This window comes from Psychrobacter sp. TAE2020, assembly GCF_018919485.1.
GTDB lineage: Bacteria > Pseudomonadota > Gammaproteobacteria > Pseudomonadales > Moraxellaceae > Psychrobacter.
Genome location: NZ_JAHLMU010000001.1, coordinates 1,677,404 through 1,695,367, shown reverse-complemented (window position 1 = coordinate 1,695,367; position 17,964 = coordinate 1,677,404). Strand labels below are relative to the sequence as shown.

At 40.9% G+C, this 17,964-nt stretch carries 11 protein-coding genes; 4 read left to right on the top strand and 7 right to left on the bottom strand.

Annotation, left to right across the window (positions count from 1 at the left end; all coding sequences use genetic code 11):
- Positions 1–221: 221 nt before the first annotated feature.
- The 5 genes from KPY62_RS06850 to KPY62_RS06830 form a co-directional block, all read right to left on the bottom strand.
- Positions 222–845 carry a YsnF/AvaK domain-containing protein gene (locus tag KPY62_RS06850; RefSeq protein ID WP_216581352.1) on the bottom strand — a complete coding sequence of 208 codons (624 nt, stop codon included), beginning with the start codon at positions 843–845 and terminating at the stop codon, positions 222–224.
- Between the two features lie 537 nt (positions 846–1,382).
- Positions 1,383–2,231, bottom strand: a complete 849-nt coding sequence (locus KPY62_RS06845) for a DUF2382 domain-containing protein (RefSeq protein WP_216581351.1) — start codon at positions 2,229–2,231, stop codon at positions 1,383–1,385.
- A gap of 535 nt (positions 2,232–2,766) precedes the next feature.
- The gene (locus KPY62_RS06840; protein WP_216581350.1) at positions 2,767–3,948 is read right to left on the bottom strand and encodes a thiolase family protein; all 1,182 of its coding nucleotides are present in this window, start codon (positions 3,946–3,948) and stop codon (positions 2,767–2,769) included.
- A 122-nt stretch (positions 3,949–4,070) separates the two neighbouring features.
- Entirely contained in the window at positions 4,071–5,444 is a 1,374-nt protein-coding gene (locus tag KPY62_RS06835; protein ID WP_216581349.1) for a homoserine dehydrogenase, read from the bottom strand.
- A 349-nt stretch (positions 5,445–5,793) separates the two neighbouring features.
- Positions 5,794–6,651, bottom strand: a complete 858-nt coding sequence (locus KPY62_RS06830; protein ID WP_216581348.1) for a DsbC family protein — start codon at positions 6,649–6,651, stop codon at positions 5,794–5,796.
- Positions 6,652–7,439: 788 nt separating this feature from the next.
- On the opposite strand from KPY62_RS06830, the gene KPY62_RS06825 reads away from it, so the two are divergent.
- On the top strand, positions 7,440–8,360 hold the full coding sequence (locus tag KPY62_RS06825; RefSeq protein ID WP_216581347.1) for a DUF808 domain-containing protein: 921 nt from the start codon (positions 7,440–7,442) through the stop codon (positions 8,358–8,360).
- A gap of 181 nt (positions 8,361–8,541) precedes the next feature.
- On the opposite strand, the gene KPY62_RS06820 is transcribed toward KPY62_RS06825, so the two are convergent.
- Positions 8,542–12,846 carry an Rne/Rng family ribonuclease gene (locus tag KPY62_RS06820; RefSeq protein ID WP_216581346.1) on the bottom strand — a complete coding sequence of 1,435 codons (4,305 nt, stop codon included), beginning with the start codon at positions 12,844–12,846 and terminating at the stop codon, positions 8,542–8,544.
- A gap of 1,185 nt (positions 12,847–14,031) precedes the next feature.
- Between KPY62_RS06820 and KPY62_RS06815 the strand changes: the two genes are divergently transcribed.
- Together KPY62_RS06815 and KPY62_RS06810 are read left to right on the top strand one after the other, a co-directional pair.
- Positions 14,032–15,042, top strand: coding sequence for an RluA family pseudouridine synthase (locus KPY62_RS06815; protein ID WP_216581345.1), 1,011 nt, complete (start codon positions 14,032–14,034; stop codon positions 15,040–15,042).
- 201 nt (positions 15,043–15,243) lie between these two features.
- The gene (locus tag KPY62_RS06810) at positions 15,244–15,990 is read left to right on the top strand and encodes an HAD family hydrolase (protein ID WP_216581344.1); all 747 of its coding nucleotides are present in this window, start codon (positions 15,244–15,246) and stop codon (positions 15,988–15,990) included.
- Between the two features lie 171 nt (positions 15,991–16,161).
- Here KPY62_RS06810 and yihA read toward each other — a convergent pair whose 3' ends face one another.
- A complete protein-coding gene (yihA, locus tag KPY62_RS06805) occupies positions 16,162–16,956 on the bottom strand; it encodes a ribosome biogenesis GTP-binding protein YihA/YsxC (protein WP_228730601.1) in 795 nt (264 codons plus the stop codon).
- A 463-nt stretch (positions 16,957–17,419) separates the two neighbouring features.
- Between yihA and KPY62_RS06800 the strand changes: the two genes are divergently transcribed.
- Positions 17,420–17,770: a c-type cytochrome gene (locus tag KPY62_RS06800; RefSeq protein WP_216581343.1), complete on the top strand. Its 351-nt coding sequence runs from the start codon at positions 17,420–17,422 to the stop codon at positions 17,768–17,770.
- The last annotated feature ends 194 nt before the right edge of the window (positions 17,771–17,964 follow it).

Genomic DNA, 17,964 nt, shown 5'->3' with positions numbered 1-17,964 from the left:
AATAATTAGCAATAAAAAAAGCAACGTAATCGTTGCTTTTTTATTGGCAGTTTTTAGGATCGAGGGTTACAACTAATACTATCTTAGAAATCAAAGCTTGTAGCTATAATTCCTATAACTATAAGTCCTATAATTAAAAGGATTGTAGCTAAAAGTATAGACCATAGCAGTAAATACTGAGTATCTTAACTACTCAGTATCTCAACTGCTCAGTATCATGACTACTTAGTGATAGGGGTATTGTTATGATCCAAGAACCCTTCTTCACGGACATCAAGTTCTTCATGTTTTAATTCAATAGCTATATTATCGACATGAGTATGAACACTCTTGCTAATAGCAACTTCCTGAATGGCATAAGTTTCTTTGGTGATAGTAGCCACTTGACGAGAGATGACAATTTCAATAGGAGCATCACCGATGGTAACTTGTTTATCATTTATCGTTACTACGGCATTACTAGCTAATGAAGGCTCGACACGGCGTAAGATGTCTTTATCATCGTAGCTGCCTGATAACAGATCCTGACTTTCAGCGTCATGATACTCAGTTTGCACGGTAATATATTCTTCTATCAGCTCAATAGGCACTTCAATAGTTTTAGTACGAGTATGCTTAGTCACCGTGACTCGGCCAATATCTAAGCGCTCTTTATTAACTATTGGACGCTCTTCTAAAAGTTCTAGATAACCATCACCTGCGTTCATAGCCATTTCTGCTTTATCTGCACTATAGTCAGGGGCAGGCAGTTTATTATCAGCGCTTCTATCAGTAAGCATAGCGTTATTATCAGCATCGGTAGGGGGTAGATTAGGATGCTCGTTTAGATTATTATTGATAGTCATTATTCAAATCCTTATGGTTAGTATGTTTTTTATAGTCGGTACAGTATAGTTATCAAAGAGCTTTTATTGTTACTACTAACTTTATTAACACCAATATTATTACAGAGAAAAAATTATTAATGGAAAATAAAATCAGTGCTAAGATAAGATTTTTTGCCAAAATTAATGCTATGCATGTGGGAAGATTAAAGATACTGAATAACTTAGTTGACCATTATATTCAGCATAATTATTAATACTGATATTATTTTAGATAAAAAAATATTAATAGAAAATAAAATAAGCGCTAAGGTAAGATTTTTTGTCAAAATTAAAGTTATAGCTTTGCAAAGATTAAAGGGACTAAATAACTTAATCGATTACTCAATTTAGCATAGATTACTGCAAAGAATTGCAATATGAGTCTGACACAAAAAAAGACCAGAGACAGGCTCTGGCCTTAATTTGCTAAGTAATATAAGTAACAGTCCTTACTAATAACTGCACTTAACGATTAACGGTCTAATAAAATAAACTAGGCAGTTAATCTTTAGCTTATTACATACCACGAGCTCTACGTACATCTTCAGCAGTGATACTATCATTTTCGTATAGTGAGCCGTTAGCATCAACTACATTACCATCACGATCGATGTTTAACTCTTCACGCTGAATAGTTTCTACGATAGTTTCAGTATGGCTTTGAGTCGTTTTGCCTACATTTACTTCTTCAGTGACGAAAGTTTGTTTAGCAACGTTAGCACGCTCTGCTTCTAACTGTACTTCAACAGTTTCATTACCGTTAGCATCACCGATACGACGATCAGTTGGACGATCTACGTTAGTACGTTCAATATGAGCATGCTCTTCTTCAAGCTCTACTTCTACGTTACGTTCTTCAGTAACTACATGCTTACCTACTTTTACTAGACCAGCTACAATACGGTCTTTATTTACTGTTAAACGTTCTTCTAACAGCTCTAAAGTGTTTGGCGCATTGTAAGAGGTATCAGTAATGTCCATACGCTCTTCTGTAGGGATAGTATCAGCAACAAAAGTTTTGCGATCGTTCTCATACTGCTCTTTATAACTATACTGATAGTCATGGTCGTATTGCTCCATGGCTTCTACTTGGGATTTAGTTAAGCTATCAAAGAATACATCATCACCAACGATACGAGCTAAACCTGCTGGTACTAATACTTCTTTTGAGCTGAACCAACCACCTGCATCAACGATTAAATAACGAATACGGCCAGTAGTATCTTCTACTAAAGCGCCATCAATTTTACCAATCTTTTCTTCATTAACGCCATAAGCAGTTTTACCTGTTGGATCGTAGTAATCATCACCAATTAGGTCACGTTGAGTAGCTTGGATATCTTGTAAACGAATTAATTGACTCATTATTTTCTTCCTTTTATATAAGTTATAAGTAAATAGTATAAAAACGATTATTAAAATCTTATCTCAGAAAAATAGTGTTAAAAATAGTACTAAGTAAAAACACTATCAAATATATTTAATGCTATCAATAGCTAATAACCGAAACTGCTGCTTTAGCTATTATTAATATCGCAGCAATTCAATGGCTGTTCATAAATTTTTAATAGCCATCTTAACTAGCTGCTACTGCATTAACTTGCAATGATAATAGCATTCAGTTTTTTGATGAGATATATGAGCGAGGTAGCAAAGTGTGCATCAGACGTAAATGCGTGTAATAGGCTGTAAACAAAATAACATCGTACTTGTATAAGTTAACGTATTCTTACAGTGTCATAAGACCGTAGCAATTTTTCTTTAGTAATTAAAAAACCGCAACGAATGAATCGCTGCGGTTATTAAAAATATGTAAGATTAAAAGACTTGAGGCTCTATTTAAAAATAGTTACCATTACTACAGCTACTAATTTAGAGCTAAAGCAATTATAAAAAGCTATTAAGGCAGTTCGATAGCTACGGCTACTGCTTCGCCGCCGCCGATACATAAAGTAGCTACGCCTTTTTTGCCACCTGTACGCTGTAACGAGTGCATTAAGGTGATTAAGATACGAGCGCCAGAGCATCCTACCGGATGACCTAAAGCACAAGCACCACCTTCGATATTTACTTTGGCATGGTCAATAGCTAGTTCTTGCATAGTCACCATAGTTACCATAGCAAAAGCTTCATTGATTTCCCAAAGATCGACATCGTCAACTGACCAGCCAGCATTGGCTAATACTTTTTCGATAGCGCCGATAGGAGCAATAGTGAATTCTCTAGGGTGACGCGAGTTTGAAGCAGTAGCAATGATACGCGCTTGATAGTCTAAGCCTTCCGCTTTAGCTTGTGATTCTCGCATGACCACTACAGCTGCAGCTCCATCTGAGATAGAACTGGCATTAGCTGCAGTAATAGTACCGTCTTTAGAAAAAGCTGGACGCAGAGTAGGAATACGTTCGGCATCAGCTAAGGCAGGCTCTTCATCGGTATCGACTGTCTTTTCACCTTTGCGAGTGTTAAAAGTCACCGCAGTGATTTCATCTTTAAAGTGGCCGTCGTTGATAGCCGTTAGCGCACGAGTTAAGGATTCAATGGCAAACTCGTCCATCTGCTCACGGGTATAGCCCTTTTGGTCGGCCATCTCTTGAGCGAATTGACCCATAAGCTTGCCGGTTTCTGCATCTTCTAAACCGTCCAAAAACATATGATCTTTGACTTCTTTGTGACCCATACGGTAGCCACTACGCGCGCCTGGCATAATATAAGGAGCATTAGTCATCGATTCCATACCACCAGCGACCGCAACATTGAAACTGCCAGCTTTAATGCCATCATGAGCTTGCATCACAGCTTTAAGACCAGAGCCACAAAGCTTATTGATAGTCACAGCACCAGTAGCATCATTGAGACCTGCTTTGCGCATTGCTTGACGAGCAGGACCTTGACCAAGACCAGCAGTCAAAATACAGCCCATGATCACTTCATCAATACTATCGACATTGACTCCAGCACGATCGACCGCTGCTTTGATTGCCGCAGCCCCTAGATCTGTTGCACTGACGTCTTTTAAGGCACCCTGAAAAGCACCCATTGGTGTACGTGCGCCATTAACAATAACAACTGCATCATTCAACATAGTTATTTCCCTTATTTTTACACTTTTATAAATTGATTAGTCTAGTAATGAGCTAGGCTTAAACCTGTTATAACAAGTTTTGACTGCAAATGTTTATTATAGTACGCACCTGTCGGTCAATATTAAGCCAACTCATCCAAGCGAATACGTATCACTTTGCCAGTAGTTGCTTCTAGTTTTTCAATCTTTTCGATAGCCAAATTCATTTGGCTTTCAACTACCGGCAAAGTCAGAATAATAACTGGCACTTGCCCAAGCTTATGCGCAGGTTTCTGCAAAATTGCGTCGATATTGATACCGGCATCACTTAAGATACGAGTAATATCTGCCAATACCCCAGGGTTATCATAAGCATGTACACGTAGATAGTAGCCAGTAATCATCTGTTCTGCGCGCAATATTGGCGTATCTGATAGTTGATCAGGTATAAAACCTAAATGAGGAACATGATGGCCATGATTAGTTTCAGTATGACTGCTATCAGCTTCTGAACCTAGCACACGAACTAAGTCCATCACATCAGCCATTACTGCTGAAGCCGTCGCCCCAGCACCAGCACCGTCGCCATAGTACAAAGTTTGTCCGAGCGGATGCGAGTTAACCAATACCGCATTTTTGACTCCATTAACGTTAGCTAATAAAGTATTCTGCGGAATCAGTGTAGGATGAACACGTAGCTCAATACCGGCACTATCTGAATTAGTTTGGTCAGTACCATTGCTATTAGCATTGCCATCACGACGTACTGCAAAGCCCACGTGCTTGATACGATAGCCTAGCTCTTCAGCATAATTGACGTCTTGCAAAGTAATATCAGTAATACCTTCACAGTACACTTGGTCAAACTGTAATGGAATACCGAAAGCGATGGAGGCCAGAAGTGCTAGTTTGTGCGCCGCATCGATACCTTCGACATCGAATGTAGGATCCGCTTCGGCATAACCAAGCTCCTGAGCTTCAGCTAGTACCTCAGCGAACGGACGACCCTTGTCACGCATCTCAGTCATGATAAAGTTGCCAGTACCATTAATAATACCCGCCAGCCAGCCAACCTTGTTAGCCGCTAAAGCTTCGCGCATGACTTTGATTATAGGAATGCCACCCGCCACTGCTGCTTCATAAGCTACATGTACATTATTGGCTTCAGCTAAGGCAAAAATCTCATTACCATGTTCGGCAAGTAGCGCTTTATTAGCGGTAACTACATGTTTGCCATTTTTGATAGCGTGTAAGATGATATCTTTGGCAAGAGTAGTACCGCCAATCACTTCGATAACGATATCAACATTATCACTAGCCGCAATAGCCATTAAATCACTATTTTGGGTGATATCAGGATCAATATCATCACGCTGACGACGGGTGCCGACTTCGGTAATAATAATATCATGACCACTGCGACGCTTTAGTTCGTCTAAATTATCGCTGATTAGATTGATGACGCCTGTACCGACAGTACCTAGGCCTAGTATCGCTAGTTTGATGGATTTGCTCACAGTATCCTCAAGAGATTAGATTAATAAAAAGTAATTAAATAGAAATAAGGGGGAAGTGGAGTTAGTAATTAGGCTGATTAACGCTTAGACCCCTAATGATTAGGGTATAAAGGTGATAACAGCTTAGTTTTTATAGCCCAATGTCAACAGTTGTATTCTTATAGCTCTATACTGATAATAGCATGCTTAGTAACAAGCTGATCGGCATCTTGCTTTATCGTATCATATCGCCAAGCATCTGCAATCACTAAAGCGTTGTTAGAATAAAGGGTTAGTAGATAAGGTATCGACTAACCCCTAAAAGCTTACATTTGATAGCTTTTGATTAATACTTTTCAACCAATGCTTTTTAGCTAATGCCAAGTGCTTGTGCCAGTTGCGCTGCTGGTAAATAACCACCAACTTGCTCGCCCGTTTCAGTAAATACCGCAGGGGTCCCGCGTACACCGAGCGCTGCACCTAAGGCCAGCTGCTGTTCAACGGGATTTTTACAACTAGGGCCTTGCACACTAGCGCCCATCTTCGCTTGATCCATAGCTGCATTACGATCTTCGCTACACCAAATAGCTTCCATTTTAGGGATAGTTTCTTGACTACGAGGCCAAGCTAAATAACGCACTTCTATACCACGTGCATTAATATCAGCCATCTCTTCATGCATTTTACGGCAGTAGCCACAATCAGCATCAGTAAAGGCATAGAGCACAGATTTAGTTTTGCCTACTGCTGGGTATATAATCATGTCTTTTTTATCGACTGCTGCTAGGGCCTGTTTGGCGGTAGCAGCTACTAGAGCAGCACTGATATCTACGGGTGTTTGCTGACCCACAGCAATAATTTGACCTTGAATAATATGTTTACCCGCCTTGTCCGCAAAAAACGGTGGAACCCCTTCACCGGATACCCAGTAAATACCTGGCATATCAGTAGGTACCGCTGAGATAATTTTTTCTTCAATCCCAGAAGCTTTTAGGTTGGTCTGTAATGCTGTCACTACCGCAGAATCGCTAGCTTTTGCAATGGTGCTAGTATTTTGAGTAGTTGGGGTGCCGTCAATGGTAGTGCTATTATTAGTAGCGTCAGCCTCTTTATTTGAACAGCCTACTGCAGCAATGACTAATAGCGTACTCATCATAGCCTGCGTCAGTTTACTACGAGAGAGCTTCTGAGTAGTTGAGTGGGCTTTAGTAGCTGAAAATAGGGACATAAAAGGTTTCCTGTAGGCCAAGTGCCTATATGTGATATAAAAAAATAATATGATATAAAGAAATAAAGCAGATAATACTAGCGACAAAACGCTAAGCTAAAACCTATTAGGAAGGGTTAAACTTGCACAAGTAGACCCTGCTGATAGCTAATGATTTATCAAAGCTGTGTTCTAGTCTAAGCAAAAACCGTAGGTACGGGGACAAGACTCTTATTGCCGGTACTGAGCTAAAATCATCATTTTATGATCAATAAGATAGATAGTTGGAACTGGAAGTTATTATAGAATCAGTGCCTAACAAACAGTCTCTATCAACAGCGTATAAGTGTTGTGGTCAATTACTTAACCGCACCTAAACTAAAAATAGTTAGTCGGCAGTAGCGTTGTGATTATTCGGCATAATTTTTGCATATTTTGTATATGGTGATTATCAGTAAAGTAATAAAACCTTGTATATTAGCATATTTTTTTAAAATAGCAGCCAACCACCTCTTGTAGTACAAGCTAAGGTTGGCATAAGCCAGATAAGCACGGATTAAACTCCACTATAAACAAGCAAACAGAAACATAGACATAAAAATAAAATACATTGTTACTATTTAATATAAGCGTCGCTATAGGTAGGCTACTGATAATAAACAGTCTGCATTCGCTAAGCTTACTATTATAACTATCGTCACTAACAGCATTATTACCAAATGATTGCAAAAGTTGTGCCTAAGGTTATAGCAGCTACGTAGGCTACTCGTAAACAATCTATCCAAACTACTCTCAATTAAGGAATATCTATGGCAGGTGCTAGTTTATTAATGCTGCTCGATGACATCAGTGTAATATTAGATGATGTTTCGGTCATGACTAAGGTTGCTGCTAAAAAGACCGCAGGGGTATTGGGTGATGATTTAGCACTCAATGCTGAACAAGTCACTGGGGTCAAAGCAGATCGTGAGCTACCGGTTGTTTGGGCAGTAGCAAAAGGCTCATTCATCAATAAGCTAATATTAGTGCCAGCAGCGTTATTGATCAGCACTATATATCCCCCATTAGTGACTTTTTTATTGATGTGTGGTGGACTGTATTTAGCTTATGAGGGAGCGGAAAAAGTTATCCATAGGTTTTGGCCACATATTCTACCGCATGATGAAGAGCAGAATGCGCGCAGACAAGCTAATGCGGATGACACTATAGATTTGGTAGCTTTTGAAAAGCAGAAAATAAAAGGTGCAGTACGTACTGACTTTGTTCTTTCAGCAGAAATTATTGTCATTACCTTAGGGGCGGCAGCCGGTGCAAATTTATTAACTAAAACCTTAGTCCTGTCTATTGTAGCGATTGTCATCACCGTTGGGGTTTATGGACTAGTTGCAGGTATCGTTAAGATAGATGATTTAGGGCTTTATCTCAAAAAACAGAGCAGTAGTATTAAACAAAAAATCGGTGACTTTTTATTAGCAGCAGCGCCAAAGCTAATGAAGTTCTTATCTATTGCTGGTACTTTAGCGATGTTCTTAGTAGGCGGTGGTATCTTAGTTCACGGTATAGGATTTTTGCATCATGGCGTAGAAGATATTGCTCATTTGACTGGAGTATTCGAAACAGTAACTACTACTTTACTTAATGGCTTAGTCGGCTTAGTAGTAGGGGTGATAGTAGTCGCTATTGTCACTATTATTGGCAAGATACGCGGTGGCAAATCAGCTCTTCATTAAAGTTAAAAGTAACCGTTATGAGGATAGCTATGGCAGTTTTAGGTTACGCTACCAACTGTTATAACTAAGATGAGTAACGCTGTACAGTTTATCCTATAGCATATAAAAAGCCCCGAAACTATTAAGTTTCGGGGCTTTTTCTTACGTACGTTTAGGATCTGCTAATAACAAGTACTAGTTATTAGCTCTCACTATCTGAGTCATCAGTCTCTGCTTTCTCAGCTTGTGTAGGCTTCTTATGCTCAGTCTTAGGTTTACGAGTGCGAGCCTTTGGTACTTTTGCCGTAGTCAAATTAAACATGCCCGTTTGTGGCAGTAATTGCTCAGCCACATTCTCAATCATGTTCTTATAGCTAGCAATAGTGGTTTTTGACTTGCTGGCTTGGCTGTCCTCTTTTACCGATAGCTCTGGTGAAGAGCCTTCAGCTGGTAAAGAACCCTCAGCTGGCAAAGCGTTTGCAGAAGCATCCGATAAGTCAGCATCCGGTGATTGATTACTTGCAGCCCTTAAGTCAGCATCAGCTTGTAGCAGTTGCTCGCTCTCAGCACTGACATCTTCGGCTTGGGTGGCACCAGTCAATGCGGTTGCAGTAACTTGATGGGCATCCACGACTTCGACAGCTGATGAGTCTACATTTTCAACTTGCTCAGCTTCAGCACTGTCTTGTGGCTGAGCCTGCTGTGGCTGAAAACTAGGATGCTGACCACGTGGATCATTACTAGCGCGCGCGCTTACTGCCGTTGGCTGTACAGAAGTTTTACCTTGCTCCATTGCAAACTGACTAGCAGCGGCAGTCATAGATTTAAAGCTAGTCAAGTAATCTGCTGTCAAAGGTTGATAACCGTAGTTGCTAAAATTAAAGCTACTATCACTGTCACTCTCTTTAGGGCTATCCGTATCCTCAGTCACAACATCTGCGCTCTGTACTTGAGCGGTTGCTTGGTGCTTATACTCAGCAATAGCAGCGATGAAACAGTTAATTATCCCTTCATCAGCTAAACGGGTTTGTCCGTCCGCTAGAGTAGCGCGGATAAAATCGCCAACCGTACCACGAATAGCCGGTATATCTGCGCTTGCCGCTATAACATTTGTAGCTACTGGCTGCTCAACTACCGCTGAATTTTTGCCTTGTAGTTGCTGTGCCTGAATAATACGAGGATCATTACTAGCTTTGCCAAACTTATTAGCCGTCACATAGCGCTTAGCAAATAGGGTTTCATGAGTCAGTTCAATAGCTGGTTTTTCAGCAACGTCAGTCGCTTTGCTCGCAGGCGCTTCAATAGCTTTAGCTTCTATAACTTCGGCTACGGTCGCTTCGCTTGCAGCGGCTTCAGTAGCTGGGATTTCTGTAACTACGCTTTCTGTGACAGTAGTGTCAGCTTGCGAAGTTTCAGTAGTGACTACTGGCGTTGAGACTGCTTCAGCTAGTGCTTGACTGTCAGTATTGGCAATATTGTCATTAGGCTGCGAGCTGTGATTAGGTTGAGTCGTTGTAGTTTCTTGCTGCGCTACTGGTTTGCTACTAGATTGCTGTACATTGTCTTGAGCTAGTTGATCTTCGCTAGAGTCAGCTTGGGTTTGATCGGTAGCAGCTGATTGATGTGCTGTATCCGTATCGACATCAGTATCAATACTATTGACAATATTAGTATCAATATTGATATCCGTATCAGCGACTTTATCATTGCCAGACTGAGTATTACCAGATTTGACATTATCAGACTCATTGCGCGGTTTCGCTTCACTAGGTGAGGTAGTTTTATTATCTTTGGCTACTTCAACTGTTTTAGCGGAAGGCTCAGCATTTTGCGGCGCAGCAGACTTATGATTCATTCGTGTAGATTTGCTGTCGTCTAAAGACAGATGCACTACTTCCGGCGATTTAAGTTTTGCTGGCGCTTCGTTTACTTGCAGCACAACCTCGTTTGGGTTCTGATTACGACGCGCAGCAGCCGATTGACTATTACGATTGTCATTAGCAGTATGCTTGCCATCATTGTTAGTGCTGGCAGTGGTCAAAGTCTCATTGCGTTCAAGAGTACCGCGTGAGCTACGTTGACTGTGTGGCTTACGTTTAGCACGAGCTTGCTCATCAGAAGCGGTAGTACTGTCCTTACGCTCAGAATTAGTATCGGCATCAGTGCTACGGTCTTGACGATTATTGCGATTACGATCGTTTGGACGTTTATTTTCAGAGCGTTGACTGTCATTGCGCTGGTCTTGATCATTAGACGATTTGGTATCGTTGTCGTTGTCATTAGCAGCATCGCTATCGCTACTAGTACTATCTAGTGCATCGTTATCATCGCGCTGCTCTCTTCTTTGACGTGGCTTTGATGATCTAGATTTGCGTGACTTGCGTCTTCTTTTGTCATCGCTGCTCTCGTCAGTGTCACCCTCATTATTGCGAGTGCTTGGTTTACGATTACTATCTGATGGCTGCTCATCGTCATTATTTTGGCTAGCATCTGGTTGAGTGGCTGCTGAACCTTGAGTAGGCGTTAGAACACTGCTATCGACTTGGCCAAATGAGCCTAAACTTTTGGCCCCAGTATTAACTAAGGTTTCGATAGCTTCAGCAGCATCACGACTGCTGACACTACTGGTGGTTTGCGCTTGTGGTGCTTGAGCGAACAGATTAGATAACCAAGCAACGGCCTGTGGCTGCGCTGGACTAACAGGATTTTGAGCCGCTACAGCTACTGCTGCCGCTTGAACGTTAGGCGACACAGCAGAATCCTGCTGAGCGTGAGTAGGCGTCGTAGCAGCAGCATTATTGTTTTTACTATTATTACGATGCTCATTGCTATGGCTAACCGTACTAGCATTTTGCCCACTTTGTTGAGGGCTAGTAGCAGGGCTGTTTGAGCTACTGTTTTTACTATCGCTAGTTCTTAGCGGCTGACGAGTTGGTTGCTGTTCAGGGCGTTCTTTTTCAGCCGTTTGCCAATCAACATTATAGCCAAGATCGCTATGCTCTTGCTGCTGAGTGTCAGTGATGCGCTCGTAACTCGATGGGGCAAAGCCATCACGATTGAAGTGTAGCTTGAAATTGGGTGACTCAAGGTGAGCATGCGGCAAGATGGTAATACGCGTGCCACTGTCCTGCTCAAGATAAACTAAGCTATCGCGCTTTTCGTTTAGTAAAAAAGCAGCAATATCAGTTGGCACTTCAGCTTGTACTTCGCCTTGACGTTCTTTTAGGGCAATCTGTTCAATCTGACGCATGATAGATAGGGATAGCGAACGCAAGTCGCGAATCATGCCATTACCATGACAACGAGGACAGATATAGCCCGTAGACTCTTCTAATGAAGGGCGTAGACGCTGACGACTCATTTCCATCAAACCGAACTTAGAGATGTCACCAAATTGTACTCGTGCTCGGTCGTATTTAGTGGCATCTACAAGGCGTTTTTCAACTTCTTTTTGATGCTTGTTGTCATTCATGTCAATAAAATCAATGACAATCAAACCACCCATATCACGCAAGCGCAGCTGACGAGCGATCTCATCAGCGGCTTCTAGATTAGTGTGATAAGCCGTTTCAGCGACATCTGAGCCTTTAGTTGACTTAGCAGAGTTGATATCGATAGACACCAAAGCTTCCGTTTGATCAATGACGATTGAGCCACCGGAGGGCAGACGAACTTCACGCTGATAAGCGGTTTCGATTTGCTTTTCGATATTGAAACGCGAAAACATCGGCTCATAGTCAGTGTATTTGCGTAGTTTTTCAGCTTGTTTAGGCATTACCGCATCGATGAAACCAGCCGCTTCAATATAAGCATTTTCATTATCGATCCAGATCTCAGCGATATCATCACGCAGATAATCGCGCACAGCACGAGTAACCACCCCTGCTTCTTGATGCACTAAACGTGGTGAAGGATACTTTTGATTTTGCTCTTGAATGGCTTGCCAGATGTTTAGTAGATGGTTGAGATCGTGTTGCAAGTCCTCTTGAGTCTTACCAATACCAGCAGTGCGAATGATGACACTCATACCTTTTTCTAAATCAAGACTACCTAGCATACGTTTCATGTCTTCACGAAGTTTGCCAGAGATTTGACGTGATATACCACCACCACGAGGGTTATTAGGCATTAATACCAGATAACGACCAGCAAGTGAAACGTAAGTTGATAGGGCAGCGCCTTTATTACCACGCTCTTCTTTTTCAACTTGTACGATTAGCTCATCGCCTTCTTTGATGAGCTTTTTGATATTTTCATCACGTGGATTACCGCTCAAATATTCAGAAGAAATCTCACGAATAGGCAGAAACCCTTGACGCTGTGAGCCATATTCTACAAACACAGCTTCTAGTGAAGGCTCAACACGAGTAACGTGGCCTTTATAAATGTTGGATTTTTTTTGTTCGCGGGTACGGTTTTCTAAGTCAAAATCGTACAGATGATTGCCTTTGCATAAGGCAACACGAATTTCTTCGTTTTGAGTAGCGTTGATCAAAATGCGTTTCATAATAGTATCCTATGAGTACGCAGAACAACGACTAGATTTCTCTGTGGCAGCAGTGGCAAAAAAGGGTAAAGCTGAGAAGGTTACTAATATTTATTGAATGCTAATAAATAAACTATAGGCTTATCTGTCTGGCCTAGGAATATCCACCTAAAGCTCCGGCATAAACGTAAGTGCTACATATCATTGCTGAGCTAAAAGTTCAGCGTAAAATGTCAATAATAACTTACTTAGACGCTCAAGGCTATCTACCCGATTCGACTGGTTTTACCTACTCGTTAGCATAGTGATTTCGTTATTAGCAATGGCTATAAATTAAACAGAGTGTAAGGCTGTTAGCATCTAGTCTTTACAGGACGTTGGCAAACTTTGCAAGTATTCATACCCGAAGGATAAGGTGCTTACTAGTCAACATCGCTGGTCACTTTTTATCACTGTGGTAATAGTAGCCGGTCATTAGTATAAGTTGTAAGCTTATAAGGGCGGTTATAATCCAGTTGTACTTTAGAGCTAAAAGCTCAGAAATAAGTAATAGTATTTATTTACCAATTGGTTCATTATTACAAAATATTAGTTTTATCTTTAATTAGATCAACGCTGTATAAAAATTCAACGGGGCGTACTTGGCAAACAAAATAAAAATCCTAGCCTGGTTAGGGCATAAGTTGTCGATTGTTTAACTATTATTATTTGTTTGACCGTCAATATTTAAGCAACAGCGACACACTAACCTCAATTTATCATTTTTTGCTCAACTGCGCGTGCCAATCAAAGTTGCAAAAATTGCAGGTCAAGTCGTGGTCATGCGTTTATTGAGTAAATGGTATCAAGTTATCGTTTAATAAATAAGCATATTCGCCTATATTACTAAGTCGATTGGTCGATTGTTATATAAAGCTATTAGGTATAAATACCTTTTGTCGGGCGGGATTTACAGGTCAGTAAGAACCTTGCCCTAAAAATCAGATGAAATGCATAAATTTAGCAGGAGCCTTACTACTATCAAATATTAATTGCTACTTAGCGTTTATCGGTATTAAAAAATACTAGAATAAAAACTTCAGCAATAAAAACAGTAGTCGACTACAACAATGATTATTGTCGCAACCTCTGCTCAATTGGCATTCAACATGCTAAACTATAGCAAATCTTTATGCAAACACCTAACTAAAAATGACGAACTCTAAAATGACAAATGACGCACCCGTTCACGAAGCTCCTGTTATCTTCAATAGTAAAACTCGTCCCCAGAGCGCTGACGATGAGATTGGCAACTTTGAAAAGGTCAATTACTTAGAAGTGACTCGACATCAACATGACCAACGTTTAGATAATTTCTTATTGAATCGTTTAAAGGGCTTGCCAAAATCACACATCTATAAAATGATTCGCTCAGATGAGATTCGAGTCAACAATAAGCGCTGTAAAGCCCATGACAGATTGCAGCGTGAAGATGTTGTCCGTATTGCGCCAGTACAGTTAGCTACTCGCGAAAAACCAATCATTAGCACTGAATTTGCTAAAAGCTTATTGTCACGTGTGGTCTATGAAGACGAAGGCTTGTTAGTATTGAATAAACCTTCAGGTATCGCAGTACATGGCGGTAGTGGTCTTGACTTCGGGGTTATCGAAGCTATGCGTGAAGCGACCGGTAAAAAGTACTTAGAGCTAGTACATCGCATCGATAAAGATACTTCAGGTCTACTGATGATCTCTAAAAAGCGCTCAGCACTTAAAACTCTGCAACAGCATCTCGTTGACAAGACTATTCAAAAGCACTATTTGTGCTTAGCAAAAGGGCAGCCAGTACTCAATGAGCAGCGTATCGATGCGCCATTGCTACGTTATACGCTTGGTAGTGGTGAGCGCCGAGTCAAAGTAGATGCTCAGGACTCACAAGCCAAAGAAAGCCAAACTGATATCGTAGTACACAGCCGCTTTATGCATCTTAATCAGGCTATAAGTCTGATAGAAGCCAAACCATTAACTGGGCGCACTCATCAAATTCGTGTACATTTGGCGCATATTGGTCATGCTATTTTAGGCGATGATAAGTATCACGTACATGATAAGTCTGGCGTGCATCGTTTATGCTTACATGCGTGGCGCTTAGATATCCCAGGTTATGAGACTATCACCGCTCCGCTACCTGAAGATATCGCTGCATTATTGCCAAAAGAGACTGAATTGCCTAAATAAGTGACTAACCCTTCTGATAAGACTTAAAGCCAAGCTACTAGCTTGGCTTTAAATATTGGTTTGGCTGAGTCTTATATGAGTTTGTTATCAGTATTTTGTCATTGTTAATTGAGCACGGGTCAGTTTATCACTGTTAGTCGCTAACAGCGTCCTGCAACATTATCATTCCATGGTGCTAACCCTATTTATTAAGGTCTGTTTATGAGCGAAGCTACTGCCAATCCTACAGCAACGGCTACTGCTGCTACTTCAACACAAACTTCTTTACAGCCACTTGCTAGTGCCCCATCAGCTGCTGATTGCTTAGCAAGCAAAAAACTTATTATCTTTGACTGGGATGGCACCTTGATGGACTCTATAGGTCTAATCGTCGAGTCGATGCATCTTGCTGGCGAGGCTCATGGGTTTGTTACTACTGACAAACAAGTGCAAGATATCATTGGTTTAAGCTTAGTAATAGGCATCTATATTCTGTATCCCGGCGCAACGGCTGCACAGAAGCTAGCCATTCAAGATAGTTATAGCGAGCATTACATCGCTAACAGTCACTGTACGCCGTTTTTTCCTCAAATCGAGGCGATGTTGCAAACCCTACAACAGCAAGGTAAGCAGCTAGCCGTAGCCACTGGTAAAAAGCGTCGAGGCTTAGACCGAGTATTGAGCGCTGCTAACGGTCACGATTATTTCGTGGCCACCCGCTGTGCCGATGAATCTGGCTCTAAACCTGATCCTAAGATGCTGATTGAAATTTTGCACGCTACGCAGCAGCAAGTATCTGATGCGGTATATATTGGTGACAGTATTTATGATATTCAAATGGCCAATCAGTTGGGGATGACTAGTATTGCAGTTGACTATGGCTCGGCTGCTAGTCACGAGCTGGCTGCCCAGCAACCGACTTATCAAGTCACTACGCCTCAAGCTTTGGTTAAGTTGTTAGGGGCTTAAAGTGGCTAACCGTTAAAGCTTTACTATAAGTTATGATCAATAAAAACAGGGTTTATCGTTATTAGCGATAAACCCTGTTTATGTTTTAAAGCGGCTATGTGTAGCGACTGCTATGCTTAGAAACTGCTAAATAATCTGTAATACGGCATAATTAACAACCGTAAATACAAATTATTTATCTATTGATTGTTTGTTAGTTGCTATAGACGTTTCTAGAGTTTGCGCTTCTAATTCAGCATCTAATGCCGCGTTAAGCGACGCTAGATCAGTTTGCTGGTTAAAGCCTGATGCCGATACTTTTTCATCGGTAAGTTTATAGTCATACCAATTACCCATGACGCCAGCCAATTCATCTAAACCTTCTTTTCTAAGAGCTGAAAACAACTGAGTAGTACAGTCTAAGCCTAATTTTTTTAGCTGTTTACGAGTATTGAGAAGCGCATTTTTAGAGGCTCCATATTTTAGCTTGTCCGCTTTAGTGAGTAAAATATGGACTGGTAGCTCACCTTCTTTGGCCCAATGCAGCATTTGCTCGTCATAAAACTTTAGAGGATGACGAATATCTGTTAATAGCACTAATCCAGCTAGGCTTGAGCGTGACACTAGATACTCCTCCAACTCCACTTGCCATTCTTTTTTCATCTCTAGTGGTACCGCAGCATAGCCATAGCCTGGAAGATCGACTAGACGTCTATCAGTATCGCCAATACTAAAAAAGTTGATCATCTGAGTACGCCCAGGGGTCTTTGATGAGCGTGCCAACTGACGTTGATTGGTTAGAGCATTAATTGCTGATGATTTACCAGCGTTTGAGCGTCCAGCGAAAGCCACTTCAAACCCTGCATCGGGTGGACACAGACGAAAAGTAGGCGCTGAAGTCATAAACTCAGTTTGTTGTATGCGCTGGCGAGCTTTGGTATTAAATGCCGCATGCTCAGCGACAACATCTTTATACGGGGTACTCATAAAGGGCTCATTAATATATATAAATTCGAAATAAATCTTGGATAAAGGTAAGGAGTAGAGCGCTAGCAAGATAGTGAGTCTCGACATCACGGTCTAAGAGCCTATCTTTTCATTACTATCTACGTGCCGATCTCAAACTAGCTGCTGATTTAAAAAAAAGATATTATAGCAACTGTTAGCAATAACTATCAGTATTTACGGGTAATTCGATAGTAAGGTCTAATCCAGATAGTTAATAAAAGTTGTAGATAAAACTGTTGAAATAATAGCTAGGAACACCATATTAGTTATAGCATAACATTAAACGCGATAGGCGCTTATAGAAAGTTCTCAACACCGCTAAACAAAGCATCACTACATTAAGCTAATATAATTTGTTACAATATAGGCCAAGCCAGTAGATATAAGAGAAGACAGCAATTCGCTGTACCTTTTATCGTTATCCAGCTAAAGGAGGCCTCTTATGCGCCTATTAACTCAATTGACAGCCGCTATCAGTAGCGTTTTAATCAGTCGTACTTTAACGGGTGGTATAGCCGCTATTTTGTTAACTACAGCAATGGTAACTACGGTTTCTGCTGCTGATATTGCTATTATCTATAACGATTCTTGCGCGGCTTGTCATAACAGTGGTGCTTTAAACGCTATCAAAAAGGGCGATAGTGCCAAATGGCAGCAGCTCAAACAACAAAAAGGTATACCAGCGCTTATCGAGTCAGTCAAAAACGGTATGATTCAAATGCCTGCTGGCGGCTTATGTAATAATTGTAGCGATGAAGATTACAAGCAGTTGATAGAATATATGAGTAAGTGATGTTGAAAATGAATATAGATATAAAACTGAATAGACTAAGATATTACTGAGATTAGGTAAGCAAATACTATAAAGTCTTGCTATAATAATCGTAAATAAACCTTGTTGTCAGTAAGTGCTTTTGGGTGGTTGATTACTAAGATTGAAAATGTAGGAATTGTTCTATGAGCATTGCTACATACTATCGTATAGAT

What these genes read in the sequence shown, in the direction of transcription:
- KPY62_RS06850 (WP_216581352.1), bottom strand. Translation starts at nt 845, where the DNA reads ATGACTATCAATAATAATCTAAACGAGCATCCTAATCTACCCCCTACC.
- KPY62_RS06845 (WP_216581351.1), bottom strand. Translation starts at nt 2,231, where the DNA reads ATGAGTCAATTAATTCGTTTACAAGATATCCAAGCTACTCAACGTGAC.
- KPY62_RS06840 (WP_216581350.1), bottom strand. Translation starts at nt 3,948, where the DNA reads ATGTTGAATGATGCAGTTGTTATTGTTAATGGCGCACGTACACCAATG.
- KPY62_RS06830 (WP_216581348.1), bottom strand. Translation starts at nt 6,651, where the DNA reads ATGTCCCTATTTTCAGCTACTAAAGCCCACTCAACTACTCAGAAGCTC.
- KPY62_RS06825 (WP_216581347.1), top strand. Translation starts at nt 7,440, where the DNA reads ATGGCAGGTGCTAGTTTATTAATGCTGCTCGATGACATCAGTGTAATA.
- KPY62_RS06820 (WP_216581346.1), bottom strand. Translation starts at nt 12,846, where the DNA reads ATGAAACGCATTTTGATCAACGCTACTCAAAACGAAGAAATTCGTGTT.
- KPY62_RS06815 (WP_216581345.1), top strand. Translation starts at nt 14,032, where the DNA reads ATGACAAATGACGCACCCGTTCACGAAGCTCCTGTTATCTTCAATAGT.
- KPY62_RS06810 (WP_216581344.1), top strand. Translation starts at nt 15,244, where the DNA reads ATGAGCGAAGCTACTGCCAATCCTACAGCAACGGCTACTGCTGCTACT.
- yihA (WP_228730601.1), bottom strand. Translation starts at nt 16,956, where the DNA reads ATGAGTACCCCGTATAAAGATGTTGTCGCTGAGCATGCGGCATTTAAT.
- KPY62_RS06800 (WP_216581343.1), top strand. Translation starts at nt 17,420, where the DNA reads ATGCGCCTATTAACTCAATTGACAGCCGCTATCAGTAGCGTTTTAATC.